Origin of the sequence: Rhodomicrobium sp. Az07 (assembly GCF_018619475.1) — a bacterium.
Lineage (GTDB): Bacteria > Pseudomonadota > Alphaproteobacteria > Rhizobiales > Rhodomicrobiaceae > Rhodomicrobium.
The window spans coordinates 1-18,016 of record NZ_JAHFZG010000017.1 but is presented as its reverse complement, the minus strand read 5'-3'; the positions used below and the strand labels follow the sequence as shown (position 1 = coordinate 18,016).

At 58.9% G+C, this 18,016-nt stretch carries 21 protein-coding genes and 3 pseudogenes; 12 read left to right on the top strand and 12 right to left on the bottom strand.

Translation table 11 applies throughout. The features are described 5' to 3' along the window. Positions 1–57: 57 nt before the first annotated feature. The 3 genes from KKP04_RS12550 to KKP04_RS12540 form a co-directional block, all read right to left on the bottom strand. A complete protein-coding gene (locus KKP04_RS12550) occupies positions 58–615 on the bottom strand; it encodes a hypothetical protein (protein ID WP_215031820.1) in 558 nt (185 codons plus the stop codon). Positions 616–738: 123 nt separating this feature from the next. Further along, a complete protein-coding gene (locus KKP04_RS12545) occupies positions 739–1,530 on the bottom strand; it encodes an RNA methyltransferase (RefSeq protein ID WP_215031817.1) in 792 nt (263 codons plus the stop codon). Positions 1,531–1,665: 135 nt separating this feature from the next. Beyond that, positions 1,666–2,190 (bottom strand): TspO/MBR family protein, encoded by a 525-nt coding sequence (locus tag KKP04_RS12540; RefSeq protein ID WP_215031814.1) that lies wholly within the window; start codon positions 2,188–2,190, stop codon positions 1,666–1,668. Between KKP04_RS12540 and KKP04_RS12535 the strand changes: the two genes are divergently transcribed. After that, the gene (locus KKP04_RS12535) at positions 2,189–2,365 is read left to right on the top strand and encodes a hypothetical protein (RefSeq protein WP_215031812.1); all 177 of its coding nucleotides are present in this window, start codon (positions 2,189–2,191) and stop codon (positions 2,363–2,365) included. The genes KKP04_RS12540 and KKP04_RS12535 overlap by 2 nt on opposite strands. A gap of 151 nt (positions 2,366–2,516) precedes the next feature. Further along, the gene (locus KKP04_RS12530) at positions 2,517–3,059 is read left to right on the top strand and encodes an adenine phosphoribosyltransferase (RefSeq protein WP_215031808.1); all 543 of its coding nucleotides are present in this window, start codon (positions 2,517–2,519) and stop codon (positions 3,057–3,059) included. Between the two features lie 17 nt (positions 3,060–3,076). Here the strand turns inward: KKP04_RS12530 and KKP04_RS12525 are convergent, their stop codons facing one another. The 6 genes from KKP04_RS12525 to KKP04_RS12500 all read right to left on the bottom strand — a co-directional run bounded on the left by KKP04_RS12525 (position 3,077) and on the right by KKP04_RS12500 (position 9,083). After that, positions 3,077–3,775 carry a Crp/Fnr family transcriptional regulator gene (locus KKP04_RS12525; protein ID WP_215031806.1) on the bottom strand — a complete coding sequence of 233 codons (699 nt, stop codon included), beginning with the start codon at positions 3,773–3,775 and terminating at the stop codon, positions 3,077–3,079. A 74-nt stretch (positions 3,776–3,849) separates the two neighbouring features. Next, positions 3,850–5,649 (bottom strand): adenylate/guanylate cyclase domain-containing protein, encoded by a 1,800-nt coding sequence (locus tag KKP04_RS12520; protein ID WP_215031803.1) that lies wholly within the window; start codon positions 5,647–5,649, stop codon positions 3,850–3,852. A gap of 233 nt (positions 5,650–5,882) precedes the next feature. After that, on the bottom strand, positions 5,883–6,368 hold the full coding sequence (locus KKP04_RS12515; RefSeq protein WP_215031800.1) for a hypothetical protein: 486 nt from the start codon (positions 6,366–6,368) through the stop codon (positions 5,883–5,885). Next, on the bottom strand, positions 6,365–6,685 hold the full coding sequence (locus KKP04_RS12510) for a hypothetical protein (RefSeq protein ID WP_215031798.1): 321 nt from the start codon (positions 6,683–6,685) through the stop codon (positions 6,365–6,367). Before KKP04_RS12510 ends, KKP04_RS12515 begins: the two co-directional genes overlap by 4 nt. Before the next feature lie 233 nt (positions 6,686–6,918). Continuing rightward, entirely contained in the window at positions 6,919–8,364 is a 1,446-nt protein-coding gene (locus KKP04_RS12505; protein WP_215031795.1) for an ATP-binding protein, read from the bottom strand. Then, positions 8,364–9,083 carry a response regulator gene (locus KKP04_RS12500; RefSeq protein WP_215031792.1) on the bottom strand — a complete coding sequence of 240 codons (720 nt, stop codon included), beginning with the start codon at positions 9,081–9,083 and terminating at the stop codon, positions 8,364–8,366. Before KKP04_RS12500 ends, KKP04_RS12505 begins: the two co-directional genes overlap by 1 nt. A 453-nt stretch (positions 9,084–9,536) precedes the next feature. Here KKP04_RS12500 and KKP04_RS15970 point away from each other — a divergent pair. After that, a pseudogene (locus KKP04_RS15970) lies at positions 9,537–9,920 on the top strand (ATP-dependent zinc protease); the annotation flags it as partial. 54 nt (positions 9,921–9,974) lie between these two features. Further along, positions 9,975–10,919 carry a 30S ribosomal protein S6--L-glutamate ligase gene (rimK, locus tag KKP04_RS12495; RefSeq protein WP_371818795.1) on the top strand — a complete coding sequence of 315 codons (945 nt, stop codon included), beginning with the start codon at positions 9,975–9,977 and terminating at the stop codon, positions 10,917–10,919. On the opposite strand, the gene KKP04_RS12490 is transcribed toward rimK, so the two are convergent. Further along, positions 10,916–11,923, bottom strand: a complete 1,008-nt coding sequence (locus KKP04_RS12490) for a hypothetical protein (protein WP_215031786.1) — start codon at positions 11,921–11,923, stop codon at positions 10,916–10,918. The two genes, rimK and KKP04_RS12490, sit on opposite strands and share 4 nt — an antisense overlap. A gap of 97 nt (positions 11,924–12,020) precedes the next feature. Between KKP04_RS12490 and KKP04_RS12485 the strand changes: the two genes are divergently transcribed. From KKP04_RS12485 to KKP04_RS12465, 5 genes are all read left to right on the top strand, one after another. Further along, positions 12,021–12,959 carry an IS1595 family transposase gene (locus KKP04_RS12485; RefSeq protein ID WP_215031783.1) on the top strand — a complete coding sequence of 313 codons (939 nt, stop codon included), beginning with the start codon at positions 12,021–12,023 and terminating at the stop codon, positions 12,957–12,959. 11 nt (positions 12,960–12,970) lie between these two features. Next, positions 12,971–13,702 (top strand): hypothetical protein, encoded by a 732-nt coding sequence (locus KKP04_RS12480; RefSeq protein WP_215031780.1) that lies wholly within the window; start codon positions 12,971–12,973, stop codon positions 13,700–13,702. Continuing rightward, positions 13,702–14,286 (top strand): hypothetical protein, encoded by a 585-nt coding sequence (locus KKP04_RS12475; protein WP_215031777.1) that lies wholly within the window; start codon positions 13,702–13,704, stop codon positions 14,284–14,286. Before KKP04_RS12480 ends, KKP04_RS12475 begins: the two co-directional genes overlap by 1 nt. Then, entirely contained in the window at positions 14,273–14,446 is a 174-nt protein-coding gene (locus tag KKP04_RS12470) for a hypothetical protein (protein WP_215031774.1), read from the top strand. The genes KKP04_RS12475 and KKP04_RS12470 overlap by 14 nt, the downstream gene beginning before the upstream one ends. A 92-nt stretch (positions 14,447–14,538) precedes the next feature. Continuing rightward, the gene (locus tag KKP04_RS12465) at positions 14,539–14,727 is read left to right on the top strand and encodes a hypothetical protein (protein WP_215031771.1); all 189 of its coding nucleotides are present in this window, start codon (positions 14,539–14,541) and stop codon (positions 14,725–14,727) included. Positions 14,728–14,729: 2 nt separating this feature from the next. Here the strand turns inward: KKP04_RS12465 and KKP04_RS15570 are convergent, their stop codons facing one another. Beyond that, on the bottom strand, positions 14,730–15,353 hold the full coding sequence (locus KKP04_RS15570) for a hypothetical protein (protein ID WP_251134092.1): 624 nt from the start codon (positions 15,351–15,353) through the stop codon (positions 14,730–14,732). A 290-nt stretch (positions 15,354–15,643) separates the two neighbouring features. Between KKP04_RS15570 and KKP04_RS12455 the strand changes: the two genes are divergently transcribed. The 3 genes and pseudogenes from KKP04_RS12455 to KKP04_RS12445 all read left to right on the top strand — a co-directional run bounded on the left by KKP04_RS12455 (position 15,644) and on the right by KKP04_RS12445 (position 17,814). After that, positions 15,644–16,765: a site-specific DNA-methyltransferase gene (locus KKP04_RS12455; RefSeq protein ID WP_215031768.1), complete on the top strand. Its 1,122-nt coding sequence runs from the start codon at positions 15,644–15,646 to the stop codon at positions 16,763–16,765. Positions 16,766–16,768: 3 nt separating this feature from the next. After that, positions 16,769–16,882, top strand: a pseudogene (locus KKP04_RS12450) (IS3 family transposase); the annotation flags it as partial. Between the two features lie 728 nt (positions 16,883–17,610). Then, entirely contained in the window at positions 17,611–17,814 is a 204-nt protein-coding gene (locus tag KKP04_RS12445) for a hypothetical protein (RefSeq protein ID WP_215031765.1), read from the top strand. Between the two features lie 81 nt (positions 17,815–17,895). On the opposite strand, the pseudogene KKP04_RS12440 reads toward KKP04_RS12445, so the two are convergent. Continuing rightward, positions 17,896–18,016 (bottom strand): annotated as a pseudogene (locus KKP04_RS12440) (IS5/IS1182 family transposase); the annotation flags it as partial.

Sequence of the window (18,016 nt, the reverse complement as noted above, 5' to 3'; positions counted from 1 at the left end):
GCAGAGACCGGCCGGTGGTCGGCCGGGCTTCACGCCGTTCGAGCATTCAGCTGCGGATCAGGACTTCCCGAGAACGAGCTTCTCATTCGCCGCGACGGCGGCCGAGATATCCTGCTTTTCTTTTTCGTTGCAGTTGACGGTGTTCGCGGGTGGCATCGGAATGGTATTCGGATCGCGCTTCGCCGCCTCTTCCTGATCGACGACTTCCACCTTGCCTACCAGAAGCTGCACGGTGAACAGATGAAGCGTGTTGATATACTGAAGCTGGCTCGACGACCACTTGCCGGTGTTCTTCTCGCGGAGGAGCAGCGCATCGCGGTTCGCGATCACCAGTTCCTGAAGGTCGCATTTCTGGGCGCGGGCGCTGAGATAGGCGGCGCGGATCACTTCGCGCGCGTCGGCGTCCGGGATGATGATCTTCGACGGATCGGACTTGTCGATGACCGTCACCGACTTGTCCGGCTGGAGGATCTTGTTCGGCAGCGACTGCCAGGCAAGCGTCTTCAACGTCTTGAGTGTCTTGTCGCTGATCTCGCCCTTTGCCGTCTGCGTCTGCGCGACTGCAACCGGCGTGGCAAGCAACGTGGCAGCGAAGATGATCGATCGCAAAATCATGCTGGCCCCGAATCCCCTGATTGACTGAACATTTTGCGCCGCGCCTTCGGCGTCCGACGCGTCAAACCCCGGCTCATGGCAACGGGAGAAACGCGGCAACACTATGGCCTCATTGCACGCAGGTCACGCCTTGTTGGAACCCTGCCACGGTCCACGCCGAAGAATGGCGACGATGCCGCGCAGCGTTCGAACCTCCTGCTCGGTCGGCGCCATTCTCCCGAACATCGTGCGGATGTTGTTGACCATGGTTTCACGCTTCTCGGGTGGGAAGAGAAAGCCGCAATGGTCGAGTTCGCCTTCGAGGTGCTCGTAAAAGCCGATGAGTTCGCCGCGCTCCGCCGGGCGGCTCGCCTTGAAGCGGTGTCCCGCGCCCAGCGGCGCGTCGGGCAGCGCGCGGCCGAGCGAATGCGGGTTCACCAGCTTGCGCCATTCATAGGCGAAAAGCAGAACGGACTGCGCGAGGTTGAGCGAGGCGAAAGCCGGATCGACCGGGGCCGTCATGAGCGCGTCGGCAATGGCGACGTCCGAGTTTTCAAGTCCCGTCCGCTCCTTGCCGAAGAGAACGCCGCAGCGCAGGTCGGCGCCTTGCCGCTCTGCGATTTCGGTAACGGCGGAGTCGGGAGCCAGCACGGGCTTGGCGAGGAAGCGGCTGCGTGCCGTTGTTGCCACGATATAGTGCAGATCAGCCACAGCGGCGGCGAGATCGGGATAAAGCCGCGCGCCGTCGACGATTTCCACCGCGAGCGCCGCCGAGGCCCGCGCGGCTTCGTTCGGCCAGCCGTCGCGCGGCGCAACGAGGCGAAGTTCGCGCAGTCCGAAATTCGCCATCGCGCGCGCGGCAGCACCGATATTCTCGCCGAGTTGGGGCTCGACGAGGATGATGGCGGGAGCGGATGGCGATGGAGCCGATGTCATGGCGGGATCCTGTCCGGGGCGTGCCAAACAGGTTTACAGCGTTTTCAGGCGAAATCGATACCGCTGCGCGAAAGCGAGGCGGCAAACCGGCTTGGGCGCGACGGGTATGCTCCGAGCGCCCGCCGCGTCGATGCCTCAAGGACGCTCCCTCGCATGTTCGCCATGAAGCGCGGGAGACGCGCCCGCTCTGGAGCCGAAAGGCGCGTTCAACCTCACGATCCTCCAGTTGAGGAACGCCGCGAACGTGACCCAGAGCAGAAATGGCACGAGGAGCCACGACGCGGTTGATGAGATGTCCCAGAGGCCGATCACCAGCGCCAGGATGGAAAGCCACAGGAACGGCACCTCGGCGAGCGCCCAGTCCGGCCGCTTCGCCGCGAAGAACAGTGGGCTCCAGATGACGTAAAAGAAGATGTTGATCGCGAACAGCACGGCGACGCGGGTTTGCTCTCCGCTATCGGCGGCCGCCGTCCACGCGAACACACCCGCCGCTCCTGCCAGCGAAAGAATGATGGTCCACGCCGGGCCAAAAGCCCAGTTCGGCGGATTCCACGATGGCTTCCTGAGGTTGCGATACCACTCGCCGGGACGGCTCGCGATGCCGCCCAGAATGAAGACCACCAGAACGATGGCCACGGTTACGATGATCGTTAATGTCATGTCGATCCTTGCCGGTTTGTATTCGCGCGAGGCTTCAGCGCTTGGGTTTCTCCGCGCGGGCGGCTATTTTTGCGAAGCCGGAAGCGGCGACGGTCGCGAGAGCGGCGATAACGAGAAGCGACGAAACGATGATAAGCTGAAACATCTTTCGGCACCCCTTCATGACTTCAAGTGATACGAACGTCACGGACGAAAAGCGGTTCCGCATTGGCGAGGCGCGGCAAAACGGTCGTCCGAAAGTCATTGAAGACATGGGGCCGCATCTGCTAAACGCCAAGAATACGCCTGCAATACAGGCGGCGTTTCTGTTGTCGAAGGGGGATACCATGAGCCTTGACACTCTCGATCTGAAAGCGCTGGTTCGCACGATCCCCGACTATCCGAAGCCCGGCATCATGTTCCGGGACATCACGACGCTGATCGGTCATGCGATTGGCTTTCGCGCCGCGATCCGTCGTATCGCCGCTCCTTTCGAGGGTGAAAAGATCGACGCGGTCGCAGGCATCGAAGCGCGCGGCTTCATCGTCGGCGGCGCCGTCGCGGATCGCCTCGGCTGCGGCTTCATCCCGATCCGCAAGAAGGGCAAGCTGCCATGGCGCGCCGTCGGGCAGGATTACCAGCTTGAATACGGCACCGACATCATCGAGATGCACGAGGATGCCGTGAAGCCGGGCGAGCGGGTGCTGATCGTCGACGATCTGATCGCCACGGGCGGCACGGCGGAAGCAGCGGTCAAGCTCATCAAGCTTGTGGGCGGCGAAGTCGCCGGTGCGGCCTTCGTGATCGATCTGCCGGAACTCGGCGGCGTCGCGAAACTCGCCGCGCATGGCGTTCGTTGTCATGCCCTGATCGCCTTCGACGGGCACTGAGGCCGCCGGCGGCCCCGCTACTCGCCGCGCGAGTCCCGGTGCAGCGCGCGCAATCTCTCCATGTCGAGAACGTGCAAATCCGGCCCTTCGCGCCGGACGATCCCCATATCCTGAATACGGCTCAACACGCGCGATACCGCCTCGCGATGGGTGCTGATGCGCGCCGCGAAATCCGCGAGCAAAGGCGCGGGAGAAATCAGCGCCCGCCCATCCCTTTCGCCCGCGAGGATCGCAAGCCGCAACAGTTCCGCGTGTACGCGCGCCTGAACGCTCAACGTGCTGAATTCGAAGATCCTGTCCGAAAGCGTGCGGACCTTTCCCGCGAGCTTCTTCATGATGAGAAGCGATAATTCCGGGTGGCTCTTGAGCAGCCCCAGAAACTGATCCTTTGAAAGGACAGCAAGCATGCAATCGCTGCTCGCCTCGATGGTGACGGAACGCGGCTCTCCGTCGAGGGCCGACAGTTCGCCGAACATTTCCTCCGCTCCTATGGTTGCGAACAGAACGGGCTTTCCTTCCGCCGCCGAATAAAGAAGTGCGCGAAGTTTTCCCTTCGTCACGAAGTAGACGTCTCGCGTGCGTTCGTTGGCCATCACGATCTGCTTGCCGGCCGGCACGGAATGCCAGGTGCAACTGCGCGCGACATCGCGGACGACCGCGTCGGGAAGGTCTCTCAGAATCTCGCAGCGCTTGAGAGTGGCCATTCTAAAGGGCAAGGGCTGCGCTCCCTTGCCCGAAAGCTCTCTGTGAACAGGCGCGCCCGCAAGAACCCGAGCACGGTTCGCCGGTTCTATTTCTCCCGCTCGCATTCATCGGCATCGCACCCCGCAAGCCTGAGCCCCTCGATAATGGTGCTGTTCCAGCGTCCGTCGCTAAATGGCAACCTTTCGATCCCACGATGAAGGAAAGCACCAGACCACGCCTTCACTTCGGCGCGCGCTTTCGCCACCTCGCCGGTTCGCCCAAGGGTGGCGATCTGGACGACCTTGGCGAGCCGATACCGCGCCCGAATATTGAGAGCGCGCTCGGCATGGTCGACCGCCGCTTCCCATTCCCCAAGGAGGTGATAGGCGAGCGCGGTTTCGCCGAGAAAGTGAAAGGTCAGCGGATCGCACGGGCTGAGACGCATCGCGCGCTGATAATGAGCGATCGCATTCGCAGGTTCGCCCGCCAGCGTGTAGCTGCTTCCCATGCCGCAATGGGCCATGGCGAAGCTCGGATTGAGGTCGAGCGAACGCTGGAGATAGGTACGCGCTCGCTCCGGCGCTCTTGTGACCAGCTTCAGAAAGGCGATCACGAGGTAAACGCGCGCGTCTTGCGGATCGAGGAGGCAGGCCTTGCGCGCGAGGGTTTCGGTTTCCCGCAGGAGCGCGGCATCGTGCCGGTGCATCCAGATCTTCGCAAACCCGCAGGTGGCAAGCTGGATCAGCGCTTCGCTCGAACCGGGATCGCGCTCAACGGCCGCCCTGAAGCACTCGACCGCGATGTCGAGGTGCTCCCTGGTCAGTTTCTTGAGATGCCAGGTGCCACGGCGCGACAGTTCCCACGCGTTCAGGTCTGCCTTCTTCTTCACGCTGAGGCGGGCGAACTCCGCGCGCTCGAGTTCGACTTCGAGGGCGCTGACCGCCGCGGTCGTAAAGTCGTCCTGCGCGGTGGCGGGCGACGCAGGATCGAGCGCGAACGTGCGCCCCCAAAGGTTGTGACCGCAGCCCGCATCGATCAGGTTGATCGTCACGCGAAGCTCGGACCCGGATAGTTTCAGGCGACCCGTCACGAGATAGCGCGTGCCGAGCGCCCGCCCGATCTCGCAGGGACCATGCCGACCGGACATGAACCGCAAGCTGGACCACTGCGAGAGAACGGGAAGCCAGCGCAGCCGTGAAAGACCGTTGATGAGGGAACCTGCGAAGGCCTCACCGCCGAATTCATCCGCTGGGCCGTCCCCGTGGACATGGAAGGGCAGAACTGCGAGCGCGGATGTGCGGTCGTGGCGCTGCGCTTGCTCGATCGCTGCGTCGCGCGAAACGTTCCCAGTTTCGCCGTTTGTGACGCCGGGATTTACGGAGAATGCCGAGACCGGAGCGAAGATGTTCTTCAGTTGACGCGGTCCGAGCGCGTTGAAAGAGACATCGATCTGGCTTTCAACGGAATGGAACACCGCTTCCGAGAGCATGAGATGACCGGGCGCGCAGATCTGCTGCAACCGTGCCGCGATGTTTACCTCGTCGCCAAAAAGGCCAGACGTATCCACCATGACATCGCCCATATGGAGGCCGATCCGAAGGCGGATGCGGTTTTCTTCCGGCAGGAGGAAATTGCGCCGCTCGATGGCGCGCTGCGTCTCGATCGCAGCTCGCACCGCGTCGAGGGGGAGCGGAAACTCGGCCATCCATGAATCGCCCGCGACGCCGAACATGCGGCCCCGGTTCGAGCGGATGACATGCTCGGTGACCTGGCGATAGGCTAGAAAGCGCGACAATGTCAGTTCGTCGTCCGCTGCCATGTGGCGGCAATAATCCGCCACGTCGGTTGCCATGATCGTGACAATGCGCCGTTCAAACTGCCAGGCACGCCTGTTCACCGTCTTCATTTTTTGACTACCAGGGCGCAACTCTTATGCCGATTTTTCATACGTACGGCTCGGCCTCTGTCAACATAGTACCGGCCATTGAAGAAAACTTTATAAAAACTTTAGGCAAATGCATGAGAACCGGCCGAGAGGCAGGGACAACCACTCATGATTGTAGTTGGATTATCGTAATTGGCGTCCTTGGCGTCAATTCCTGCCGATGGTAAATGGAACGCGCCGGTTCATATGCGACCTTAGGTAGCAACATCGGTAGCGCTGCCTGCGAGAGGTCGCCGCCGGTCATTTGCCGCCGTCTCGAGCGCATGCTTCAACCTGTCTTCGAGTCTGCCGCTGTCGTCGTCCTCGATAGCAACGGATTCGAGTTCGACCGATGCTGATCGAGCCGCCAGCCTCAGACGGAAGTAGACGCGAACCCGCGCGTGCCGGAACATCATCGGCAGGAGGATTTCCGGTGGCTCAGTCCACGAAAGCAGAGCTTGTCCGAGTTCACACAGTTCGATCGTCCCCGGCTTGAAATAGGGTTCGGCCGAGGAGTGAACCAGGCTCCTGAGGTTCGCCATCTGGCCGATGCGGATGAAAGCGGCAAAGTCGAGCGCATCGACGAGACGGAGTTCCGAGGCGAAGCCGGCAAATGCGGCGCCCAGAACTCTTTCCATGGCGGCGAAGTCCGCTTCCGGATCCGGGGCGCTTTCGGCAAAGAATGCACCCTCTGTCGTCATTGGGCGCCGCTCGCGGAAAAAAAACGCGATGCCAGCATCCTTCTGGCGCGCGAAAAGCGACGGCGCTCCACCTCTTCGAGAACGGCGCTTCTGACTTCTGCCGCATCGTGCCGCGCGTCGTCCGCCTCGGCGACATTGTCGGCAACGGAAATCCAGATCCGCCGGAACTCGGACAGAGCCTCCTGACGATGATGCAAAGGCGTATCGGCGCCGTTCGTGATGTCGAACAATTCGAGGGCGTCTGCCAGTCTGCGCGCGGTCGGGACATCCTGCGAGGCTTGTTCCTCGCAGATGAAAGAATAAGAAAACTGGTACATCACATCCTCTTGATGGCAGACCGCAACCGCCGCCGTTTATCGCATGTGACGCTTATGCCAAGCGTGAGGCGCCGGCGGAGCGAACTTGACATTCAAGTTCCGGTTGCCGCCAGATCTCGCTCGAATGTAAAATTAAGAAACTGTAATGGAAACAGTAGGTTGCGAGTAGTCCGCGCGATTCCGACATCTGCTCGCGAGCGTGCTGCAAGCGGATGCAAATGTCGGAACGGGCTCTAAGCCCGCGCGGGCTCAAGCAGTGCCGTCGAGGGCTTCTCGATGACCGACGCGCCCGGCAGGGCGATGGTCACGCGGAGGCCCCCCTCGGGCCGGTTCTTCAGGATGACGTCGCCGCCGTGAAAACGGACGATGCCGCGCGCGATCGCGAGGCCGAGCCCCATGCCGCCCGTGTCGGCGTTTCTGGAGTTTTCGAGGCGAACGAAAGGCGAGAAGACCTTTTCCATATCGTCTTCGGGGATGCCGGGACCGTCGTCCTCAATTACGATCAAGGCTTCGCTGCCCGTGAGCTTCGTTGTGACGCGCGCGTGGGTGCCGTAGGCAACCGCGTTCACCACGATGTTGCGCAACGCGCGTTTCAGGGCGAAAGCGCGACAATGGAGGCTGAAGCTCGGCGTGTCGCTGCATTCGACCGGAGCGCCCATGTCCGCGAGGTCGGCGCACACCGACGACACGAGGGCGCCGACATCCACGAGCCGCGATTCTTCCAGCTCCTCCAGTTCGCCGCCCTTGGCGTAGGCGAGCGCGGATTCCGTCATCTGGAACATCTCGGCCAGTGTCTGGAGGATCTTCCGGCGCATTTCGTCGTCTTCGATGAATTCCGCGCGAAGCCTGAGGCTGGTGATCGGCGTGCGAAGATCGTGGCTTAACGCCGCCAGCATCTTCGTCCGCTCCTGCATGAAAGTGCAGAGCTTGTCCTGCATGTCGTTGAAGGCGCGGATCGTCTCGACGACTTCGGTCGGGCCCTTTTCTTCGAGCTTCGCGGTATATTCGCGCCTGCCGAGCGCTGTGGCCGCGTCCGCCAGTTCCTTCAGCGGGCGCACAACGCGGATCATGATGAACATGATGCCGAAGGCGCCAATTGCGGCCATGATAACAAACTGAACGAAGAGGGTCGGCGCGTGCGTGGGCGCGCCGCGAGGTCTGACGGCCACATTCAGCCATGTGCCCTTTTCGAGCGGCAACGAAACGCGCGCATACACAGGATAGTTGGCAGGGCTCCTCGTGTCGCTCGTCCCGTGCAGACGTTCATAGACACGCTGGAAACCGCGCGCGAGCGTTCCGAGGCGAAATTCCGCGCGGAAGGGATCGTAATAGGCGACGACGACCTTCTTCGCCCGATTTCCGAAAACATCGCGCGCGCCCGCAGGCTCAACCTCAGCGTCGCCGACGGTCTCTCGCGCACGTGCCTTATCGTCGATCGTAAACTGGACGACGGGCGAATTTGCCGCCTTGAGTATGGTGTCGTGATATTGCGACGGCGTGGTATCGACAATTTCCGCGACGGTTTCGATGCGCGAGAAAATGCTGTTGAGCCAGTCCCTCATCATGCGGGACTGCTGGTCACGGATGATGACGACATACCCCACGGCCTGCGCGAGAAGCAGCCCTGCGATGGCGAGGACGACCAGCTGCCCCTTCAGGCTTTTTGGAAAGATCCGCATTATACGCGCTCGACCGCGCCGACGAATTTGTAGCCCCCGCCCCATATGGTCTGAATGATCTTCGGATCTTTCGGATCTTCCTCGATCTTGCGACGCAGTCGGCTTACCTGATTGTCGATGCTGCGGTCGAACAGGTTGGCCGCCCGTCCGCGCGTGATGTCGAGAAGCTGGTCGCGCGTCAACACCACATTCGGCCGGTGCAGGAACGCGGCAAGCAGAAGATGCTCGCCATAGGACAGCGGCGTCGCCATCTGGTTGGCGTCGATCAGTTCGCGCCGGTCGGCGTCGAAGATGAACTGTCCGAACTTGAGCCGCTCGCCGGGCGGCGTGTCGCGGCTGGGCGGCATGCTCTGCGCGCGGCGGATGACGGCGCGGATACGCGCCAGGAGTTCACGCGGATTGAAGGGCTTCGTGACGTAATCGTCGGCGCCGAGTTCGAGACCGATGATGCGGTCGGTATCTTCCGCCACGGCCGTCAGGAAGATGATCGGGGCGCTGTTGCTGTCGCGAATGTCGCGGCACAGCGAAAGCCCGTCCTCGCCCGGCATCATGATGTCGAGCACCAAGAGGTCGAATGCGCCGGCCTTCAGATGTCGCCGCGCCTCCGCCGCATCTGCCGCGACCGTCACGCGCATGCCATGCTTGACGAGAAATTTTGCGAGGAGGTCGCGGATGTCCTTGTGATCGTCGACGACGAGGATATGAGTTGATGTGTCCATTGGCTTCTCCCTCTGGCGTGAATGAAAGCGCCCGCGAGCGAAGTCGCTGTCACGCGCCGGGCCGGTGTCGCGCGCTTTGGCTGCGCCTTTTGTCGGGCCGGATTTTGTCAAAGTTGCGCAAAAGACACGATGCCGCTGATCTTTGGCATAAAAAAGCGCGACACTCGACGAGACCGCCAAATCGCGACACTTATTTGAAGTCCCGTTCGGTCGTTCCCAGAGTCGCGTTGCGCGTCCGCGGTTCGACCGAGAACAGCCTTTCCGTCTTGTCATAAAATCGCAGCCTGACTTACGTAGCATTCCACCTACGAACGATTCGCGGAACAAGTGACAAGCACATAGCGTTAGTCCGAGCGCTCTCCCCACCCGGTCGCAAGACGGTGCAGCGGTAGGCGCAAGCCGTTGATATAAATTACAGACAGCAACCGATTCTCATAACCGGAGAAGGTTTCGATGGAGCCGTTCGTTTTAGGCTGGCGCGAATGGGTTGCGCTTCCCGAACTGGGGTTGCCCGCGGTGAAGGCCAAGATCGACACGGGCGCGCGCACCTCCGCGCTGCACGCCTTTTCGATCGAGACCTTCGGGCCGATCGATGCGCCCCGTGTCCGTTTCGGCGTCCATCCCGCCGATTACAGCGACGACATCGAAATCTGGTGCACGGCGAAGATCGTCGACCGGCGCATGGTGCGCAGCTCCAACGGTCAGGCGGAAAACCGCTTCATCATCGAAACCCCGATCAAGATCGGCGACCGCGAATGGCCGATCGAGATTTCGCTCTCGAACCGCTACACCATGGCGCATCGCATGCTTCTCGGCCGCACGGCGCTCGAAGGCGCGTCCGCCACAATCCTGCCATGGTCGGAATATCGTCAGGCGCAGCTTTCCTATGACGTGTATGGCGAGCAGGCGGGCAAGCCGAAGAAGCGCTCGCTTCGCATCGCGCTCCTCACCATGGAGCCCGGCAATGTCTCGAACCGCCGCCTGATCGAGGAAACCGAGAAGCGCGATCACGTCATCGAGCCGATCAACACGCTGCGCTGCTACATGAACATCAAGTCCATCGCGAGCGCGGTCCATTACGAAGGCAAGACGCTGCCGGACTACGATTTCGTCATCCCGCGCATCGGCGCGTCGATCACCGCCTACGGCACCGCCGTCGTGCGCCAGTTCGAGATGACGGGCGCGTGCGTGCTCAATTCCGCGCAATCCATCGTGCAGAGCCGCGACAAGCTTTTCGCGCATCAGCTTCTCGCGATGCACAAGCTGCCGATGCCGGACACGGCGTTCGCAAGCTCGCATCACGACACCGACGACCTCATCAAGATGGTGGGCGGCGCGCCGCTCGTGATCAAGCTGCTGCAATCGACGCAGGGCAAGGGCGTGGTGCTCGCCGAGAACCGCAAATCGGCCGTGTCGCTGATCGACGCGCTTCGCAGCACCGAAACGAGCTTCCTCGTGCAGCAATTCGTCTCCGAGGCGGCGGGGCAGGATCTGCGCTGCATCGTGCTCGACGGCAAGGTGATCGCGGCCATGGTGCGCCGCGCGGCTGGCGACGAGTTCCGCGCGAACCTGCACAAGGGCGGGCTTGCCTTCGAGGCGAAGCTCACGGCCGAGGAGCGCAAGCTCGCGATCAAGGCCGCGCACCGGTTGGGGCTGAAATTCGCGGGCGTGGACATCCTGCGCTCGTCCAAGGGGCCGCTGCTGCTGGAGGTGAACTCCTCGCCCGGCCTCGAAGGCATCGAGCGCACCACGGGCGTCGATGTCGCGGGCCTCGTGCTCGACTATATCGAGCAGAGGAGCTTCGGCACGCGGCCGCGGATGAAGAAGGCGGCTTAGGTCCGCGATATTAGGCGTTTTCTAATGCTAAGAACCCGAACCGCTGACCTCTCAACACCCATATATTTCGCAATAAGCGTATCCACGCCGGGCTGCAAATCTCGTCGTAGAAAGCGGCCAAAGCGCTTACTTTCAGAACTTGAAATTGTCGGATATGATTTTGCCCACCGCGCGACTTTTCGAGCGGCGTAACCGCCAGCAAGTGTGGCTGAGCAACCGATCAGGCTACCTGCGAGGCCAAGGGCCGCTGCGGAGAGGATGCTCCCGAACATAATGGGGTTGTCTTTAATAGTCGTTCCTAGGGCGTTTACCGCAGCGTAACGTGTGGAACTCTCAAGACGCTCAATCTGCCGATTGATTTCCATAACCCTTTTCTTAATCATGGTAATGGCGTGCTCGGCCCCCCTTCGAGGCGGTGAGGCGATTTCTTCCTGAACCAAATCATTTATCTGAGGACGAACTTCCCTTATAAGATCAATATAATCGTCGATCGGCAAATTGATCGGAACGTTGATCGCGAGACCTTCGAGCAGTTCCGATCTCAACTGAGTCCGCAACTGACGTTGATCCTTACTAATAATTGCTACCTCTTCAGGAATAATTTCATCAGGATCTAGCATCAATGTTGCATTCAGGATGTCAGCTGAGCGAAATGCTTTAAGGGTAAATGCTATGTTTCGAATTTGCTCTAGGTAGCGTAAGTTGCCATCTTTGATCGCTTTCTCTGCAAGCATAAAAATATGCTCATCCCTATTAATATATGGATACGAATTATCAAATATTGCCTCCAAATTTTCTTGTGCATACCGCGCGCGGCGCTGTGCTTTGATCGAATCAAGAGATTCGCTTATCTTTTTCCAAGCGCATGAGCGGCATATATGAGAATCAGATGCAGAAAGCCAGCGCAATTCGGAGAAAAAATCGAATTCGTGAGCCGATATATGATCAATTCCCCGGATTCCTTTGCAAAAATAATCATTATATTGTTCATAATCTGATAGCAATACAGGAACAACAAGTCCGGCGCGAGCTAATTTTAGGCGATATTATAGTTGACGTACCCAGCGAACTCTAGTAAGTTGATCTTACTGGAGAAAAGCCATGTCCGCACTCAACGCCGAACACCTGCACGACGAAGAAGCCGCCTACGCTTGGGTTGAGGCTCACGTTTGGCCGAATGGTCCGGTTTGCCCGAAGTGCGGAGGCGGTGATCGCATCGGCAAGATGGGCGGCAAGAGCACCCGCATTGGCACCTATAAGTGCTATGCTTGCCGCAAGCCTTTCACGGTAAAGGTTGGTACGATCTTCGAAGACAGCCACGTTAAAATGCACATCTGGCTTCAGGCGATCTATCTCATGTGCTCCAGCAAGAAGGGCATCAGCTCCAACCAGCTTCACCGCACGCTCGGCGTGACGCTGAAGACGGCTTGGTTCATGAGCCATCGCATTCGCGAAGCGATGCGGAGCGGAAGCCTTGCCCCGATGGGCGGCCCCGGCTCCATCGTGGAAGCGGACGAAACCTTCATCGGCAAGAAGGAAGGCGCGGTGAAGCATCCGAACGCTCGCGGCTATGCTCACAAGCAAGCGGCGCTTTCTCTGATCGAACGCGGCGGCGAAATCCGCTCCTTCGTGATCGACAAGGCGGACACGGCCAATGTGAAGCCGATCATCGACGCGAACCTTCGCAAGGAAAGCATGCTGATGACGGACGAGGCCGCGATCTACGGCAAGATCGGCAAGGAGTTTAAGCACCACTTCACCGTGGAGCACGGCAAGGACGAATACGTTCGCGGCTCCGTCCATGTGAACACGCTGGAAGGCTACTTCTCCATTTTCAAGCGCGGCATGAAGGGCGTGTACCAGCACTGCGACGAGAAGCATCTGCATCGCTATCTCGCCGAATTCGATTTTCGCTACAACAACCGCGTCGCGAAGGGTGTGAATGATGGCGAACGGGCAACCAAGGCGTTGCTTGGCATTCAGGGAAAGCGTTTGAAGTACCGGGACTCGTCGCTGGACGGCGAATCGGTCATCAATTAAGATTCGTCCCCATGAACAAGCACAGCGAAGTTAGATGGGAGATCAAGGCGTATACGGCTGAGACTATGCCGCTTGACCGCTTGACCAAATATCTTACTGAATTGGCTACGCTTTTGGGTAAGCCGCAGCAGATGCATTTGCTTCGCGTCGAGAGTGGAAGCACGGTTCCTGTGCTTCGTATCGACGAAAGTGGCTTGCCTGATATCAAGAGACGAAGCGACGAAATACGTCGCGGCGTCGCGCCAATAGCCTCCATGCAGAGCTATAGAAACATCAACAGGATGCTCAAGGAGGATAAGACCGGAGCGAGCCTTGTTGAGGTTGACGGAGAAAAGAGCGCTGAGATCATTCCATTTCCTGGAATATCCGAATTACCCCCTCTCCTTAAGGGTGTGCAGCAACATGGAAAGGTCGACGGTAGGCTGCAACGGATTGGCGGAGCCAAGGCTATGGTCCCGATCCAGCTTAGAACTTTAGATGGTAGCACCATAAGCGGATGTTACGCGAAAAGAGACTTGGCGAAGGAAATAAGTGGGCACCTCTTTGAGCCTGTCAGGCTCTGGGGGCGTGGCAGTTGGAGCCTGTCCGCGACAGGACAGTGGGCAATGGATAGTTTCCATGTCGACTCCTTCGATAAAATGTCCGATGAATCCTTATTGGATGTTGTTGCAGCCTTGCGGAAGGTGAAGGCGGATTGGGTTGATGACCCAATCGGGAGCATTTTAGATGAAGGGAATGATTAATGGATGGGATGGATGCCAGTGTTTTAACATTGGTGCTTCATCCTGAAGCCAAGAGCCCGTGTGACCCTGTTACGGGCAAGCCTATTCCCCGTGCTAAAGATCGGGTTGACCACCTTCTCGCGACGTTGCAGCAGGCGAATAGGAAGATTGTGATACCAACTCCGGTTCTGAGCGAAGTTCTCGTTCGAACCGGAAAGGAAGGATTGGGATATATCCATCTCCTTCAAAAATCTGAGTTTTTTGACATCAGGCCGTTTGATGAAATCGCGGCGATTGAACTGTCAGAAATCAATAGGCGCGCAATCGCAGAAGGCAACAAAACGGCGAAGAGCGAGGCTCCGTATCAGAAGATAAAAGTAGACAGACAGATTGTCTCCATATGCAAAATGGCTGGCGTTCAGGTGCTTTATGCCTGCGACAGGGTGCTTATGAACTTTGCCAAGCAGGCCGGTCTGAGGGTTTGCGGACTGCATGAACTTCCGTTGCCGCCCGATCCTCAGACGCCTCCGCAGTTGGATATCTTCTCTTATAAGGATGGCAACTTAGACGCGGAGGCGCTGGAGCTTCACGATGAAGAAGATTGAATCTAAAGAACAAAGTGAGCGCTTCCGTCAAACCGCGCGGGAACTCGAAGCGGACGAGACAGGCGAAGCCTTCGAGCGCGCCTTCGGCAAGATAGTGCCGCCAAAGACGCCGAAGCCTACGAAAGAGCCTGAGCCAAAGACCAAAAAGACCCGCAAATAGCGGGTTTTTTAATCTCGAGACCATGAGCGGTTACGCATATTGGAACGGCTTGGTCACGAGATCATTCCCCAATCAACTTAAGGGAGAAGTCTATGAATCAGGATATAAAAGAACGCGGAGACGCGAAAATGCAGATTTCCATCGTCGAAAGGCATGACGCTCCCGGCGTTTGGTCGGTCGAGGTGGTCGACAATGAGCACGAAGGAGCTGTCTACTCCGCCGTATTTTATGGACCGGACTCCGAGGAGCGCGCCAGAGAATACGCGGCTATGAAGTATTGAGCCTAAAAGGCAACCTCTACGTCAACGTCATCAACACAGGTTTGTATCCTACTATGCCCTGTCCCTGTGTACCAATCGCCGTCCTGCGCTCTGGCGTCGGTGATTTCCTCCAAAAACATGCAGCGCCATTGCCCACCATGGGGCAGACCCTTGCTACTACCGCCGCCAAACTGGAACGACAGCACTTTTTCACGGCCGTCTTTATAGCCGAGAACGTGCGGACAAAGCTGCCGTTCGTACCCTTGGTACATGCAGACGACCTGCTTCCTCTTTAGGACAGCATCCCGAAAAACCGCATAAGTGCTGCTTGGCATGATTGCTTCTCCGTTTGCTTTGGATAGCAATCTCTCATGCGATTCGCTGGGTACGTCAACTATAATATCGCCTAATTTTATCAGAGTTATTGAATTTTTCTTGTCAATGCAAACCGGACAAACAGTGCAATAGACATTCTCATGAAATGGTATGGCTGATAGAAGCTTCCTCGAACCGGCGCCTTGAATAAATACCTTTTCCATCGGAAGATCGCGAATAACGCGTTCGCTCACAAATATTTGCTTCGCTCCGACATTTTTCAGATTTGAAAGTCTCTGCAGTCTGTCTGTCGAATATCTATCCAGGTTCATATCTGAGATGATCCAAAGTGAGAGATTTCACATCCGAAGTTATGGGGCGCCTACTGTGAGCGCTGGGCGGCGTCAATTTTTTCTCGGTTTAACCGGCGCATCAACAATTTGGAAAGCAACCTTCCTGCTTTCAAGATACCTGCAAGCCATGCCTTCTGTTAAGCCACTTCCCTTTAACATGTAACTGTTGCTCGCAAAAGCGCCGCGCGCTTTCCCCATCTCGTTAACCCTTTTTGCGTCGGATTCTGCTAAATTCCCACGTGTTCCGGTATCCGTTGCAGTGGTGAGTCATGCGTTCTTGTGTTGTGTCCGGCGGGGCGGCGCCCCTTGCCGCGGAAGGTATTCTTCAGGGCGATTGCCTCGACATCCTGCGGCGCATGCCGTCCGCCTCGGTCGACCTCGTCTTCGCCGATCCGCCTTACAATCTCCAGCTTGGCGGCGAATTGCTCCGCCCCAACAACACGCGCGTCGACGGCGTAGACCACGCGTGGGACCGCTTCGCGGATTTCGCCACCTATGACCATTTCAGCCGCGCCTGGCTCGCCGAGTGCCGCCGCATCCTGAAGCCGAACGGCGCGCTTTGGGTGATCGGCACCTATCACAACATTTTCCGGCTCGGCACGGCGCTGCAAGACCTCGGCTTCTGGCTGATGAACGACGTCATCTGGCTGAAGACGAACCCGATGCCGAACTTCAAGGGCACGCGCTTCACCAACGCGCATGAGACGCTGATCTGGGCGGCGCGCGACGAGAAGGCGCGCCCGACGTTCAACTATGACTCGATGAAGGCGTTCAACGACGACCTGCAAATGCGCTCGGACTGGCTCATCCCGATCTGCTCCGGCCCGGAGCGGCTGCGCGACGATGGCGGCCGCAAGGCGCATCCGACGCAGAAACCCGAGGCGCTCCTCGCGCGCGTGCTGATGGCGACGACGAAGCCCGGCGACCTCGTGCTCGACCCGTTCTTCGGCACCGGCACCACGGGCGCGGTGGCGAAGCTGTTGCGGCGTCGCTTCATCGGTATCGAGCGCGACCCGGATTACGTGGCGGCGGCCGGCGCGCGCATAGACGCCATCGAGCCGTGCGACGAGAAGGCAGCCGCGCTCATCACCTCGAAGCGCGCCGAGCCGCGTGTGCCCTTCGGAATGGTGCTGGAACGCGGCATGCTGCGGCCGGGCGATGTGCTGTTCGACGCGAAGGCGGAAATCCGCGCGCAGGTGATGGCGGACGCGTCGCTGATGTGGAACGGGACGCGCGGCTCCATTCACGCGGTCGGCGCGAAGGCGCAGGGGCGCGGCGCGTGCAACGGCTGGACCTTCTGGCATTTCGAGAAGCCGACGGACGGGCTCGCGCCGATCGACCTGCTGCGCGTGGAAGTGCGCAAGACGTTGGGGATGCGTGCGGCAGCGTGATAGCGGTTGGGGATCGAGGCGCTGTACCGGCGTCCGCGCACGACGAAGCCGGAGCCGGGGCATAAGGTCTGCCCCTATCTGCTGCGCGGCGTGGAAGTCGCGCGGCCGAACCAGATGTGTGGTGCCCGCAACAGCAACATGCAGCACGGAAGGCAGTTCACCTCGGTATTGGGAGCGAACTCAACCTATACTGCATCCCGGTTTTATTGAAGTACAACGAAACTTGGTCTGCTGCGCCGACAGTTTGCAATTTTAGGTAGTTTACGGTTTTTATACCCTATCTGTAGTAGAAGAGCAAAGTCAGTACCGTCCAGAGCTGTTGTGTGTAGCGCGGCCCACGGCCCTCAAGTTCAAATCTCAGTCTCTAGTGGAGCGAATTTGACATTTGAGCGAGAGCTTTCAGCAACCGGGACTCAAATGTCAAATTCGCTCCACTAGCGAGCGTGCACGGCGACTTGTCCTGGTAGCACCTCATCGATAGCCCGAACACCCTGCTCCCCGCCTTTCGCAACCGTGCCCCCAAACGAGGCAGCTGCGCTACACAACCGTGGGCACGCCCTGCCGGTACCTCGATAGCGCGACGCACCAGGACGCCTCTTTTTTTGCAGGCGCATCGTTTTTTCCAATCCAGAGTGGTGAAATTAATCCGTGTGAAACTACAGCGAGATACTTTGCAATCGCCAGTAATGCGCGCGTATAGCATAAGTACATCTTCCGTATACGCTCGGTTTTAAATAGTAAAAAAGGGTATCGGTATGGCCGACCAACTAGTAGAAGTATAGGGCCGCGATATAGCGGGAACCACCAAATATATTTACTACTTCGATGGCACAAATTATACGCTGTTGGGTAGTACAAATAATACGACTGCGGCAGTTGATGCGGCGGTCGGGAGCGCCACGATCGCCGAGTACAAGGTCATCGTCAGCCTGGACGACACGCTGGACCCGAACAATATTGTCGTGTTCAACCAGGCCGGGACGATTCAGACACTCGGAAGCCGCGAGGTAAACGGGCAGTATGAGGTTACGCCTCTAACAGGCCGCTGAAATAGTCGGCCGACGGGAAGGATCTTCCGTTTCCGAGAATTTCCGGGGCTGTGTGCCCTGCCGGGCCGTCGTTCCTCGGTCTCAGGCGGCGAGCAGTCGGGGCAGTCGTGCCAGATTGTTGGCTGCCATTGTCAGGATGAACCGCGACCGGACGCGTTCGATGCCGCGATACATGATCTCAGTCATGCCGCCTACGGTCTTG

What these genes read in the sequence shown, in the direction of transcription:
- KKP04_RS12530 (WP_215031808.1), top strand. Translation starts at nt 2,517, where the DNA reads ATGAGCCTTGACACTCTCGATCTGAAAGCGCTGGTTCGCACGATCCCC.
- KKP04_RS12480 (WP_215031780.1), top strand. Translation starts at nt 12,971, where the DNA reads ATGAACAAGCACAGCGAAGTTAGATGGGAGATCAAGGCGTATACGGCT.
- KKP04_RS12510 (WP_215031798.1), bottom strand. Translation starts at nt 6,685, where the DNA reads ATGTACCAGTTTTCTTATTCTTTCATCTGCGAGGAACAAGCCTCGCAG.
- KKP04_RS12475 (WP_215031777.1), top strand. Translation starts at nt 13,702, where the DNA reads ATGGATGGGATGGATGCCAGTGTTTTAACATTGGTGCTTCATCCTGAA.
- KKP04_RS12540 (WP_215031814.1), bottom strand. Translation starts at nt 2,190, where the DNA reads ATGACATTAACGATCATCGTAACCGTGGCCATCGTTCTGGTGGTCTTC.
- KKP04_RS12545 (WP_215031817.1), bottom strand. Translation starts at nt 1,530, where the DNA reads ATGACATCGGCTCCATCGCCATCCGCTCCCGCCATCATCCTCGTCGAG.
- KKP04_RS12520 (WP_215031803.1), bottom strand. Translation starts at nt 5,649, where the DNA reads ATGAAGACGGTGAACAGGCGTGCCTGGCAGTTTGAACGGCGCATTGTC.
- KKP04_RS12485 (WP_215031783.1), top strand. Translation starts at nt 12,021, where the DNA reads ATGTCCGCACTCAACGCCGAACACCTGCACGACGAAGAAGCCGCCTAC.
- KKP04_RS15570 (WP_251134092.1), bottom strand. Translation starts at nt 15,353, where the DNA reads ATGAACCTGGATAGATATTCGACAGACAGACTGCAGAGACTTTCAAAT.
- KKP04_RS12500 (WP_215031792.1), bottom strand. Translation starts at nt 9,083, where the DNA reads ATGGACACATCAACTCATATCCTCGTCGTCGACGATCACAAGGACATC.
- KKP04_RS12535 (WP_215031812.1), top strand. Translation starts at nt 2,189, where the DNA reads ATGTCGATCCTTGCCGGTTTGTATTCGCGCGAGGCTTCAGCGCTTGGG.
- KKP04_RS12465 (WP_215031771.1), top strand. Translation starts at nt 14,539, where the DNA reads ATGAATCAGGATATAAAAGAACGCGGAGACGCGAAAATGCAGATTTCC.
- KKP04_RS12550 (WP_215031820.1), bottom strand. Translation starts at nt 615, where the DNA reads ATGATTTTGCGATCGATCATCTTCGCTGCCACGTTGCTTGCCACGCCG.
- KKP04_RS12515 (WP_215031800.1), bottom strand. Translation starts at nt 6,368, where the DNA reads ATGACGACAGAGGGTGCATTCTTTGCCGAAAGCGCCCCGGATCCGGAA.
- KKP04_RS12505 (WP_215031795.1), bottom strand. Translation starts at nt 8,364, where the DNA reads ATGCGGATCTTTCCAAAAAGCCTGAAGGGGCAGCTGGTCGTCCTCGCC.
- KKP04_RS12470 (WP_215031774.1), top strand. Translation starts at nt 14,273, where the DNA reads ATGAAGAAGATTGAATCTAAAGAACAAAGTGAGCGCTTCCGTCAAACC.
- KKP04_RS12455 (WP_215031768.1), top strand. Translation starts at nt 15,644, where the DNA reads ATGCGTTCTTGTGTTGTGTCCGGCGGGGCGGCGCCCCTTGCCGCGGAA.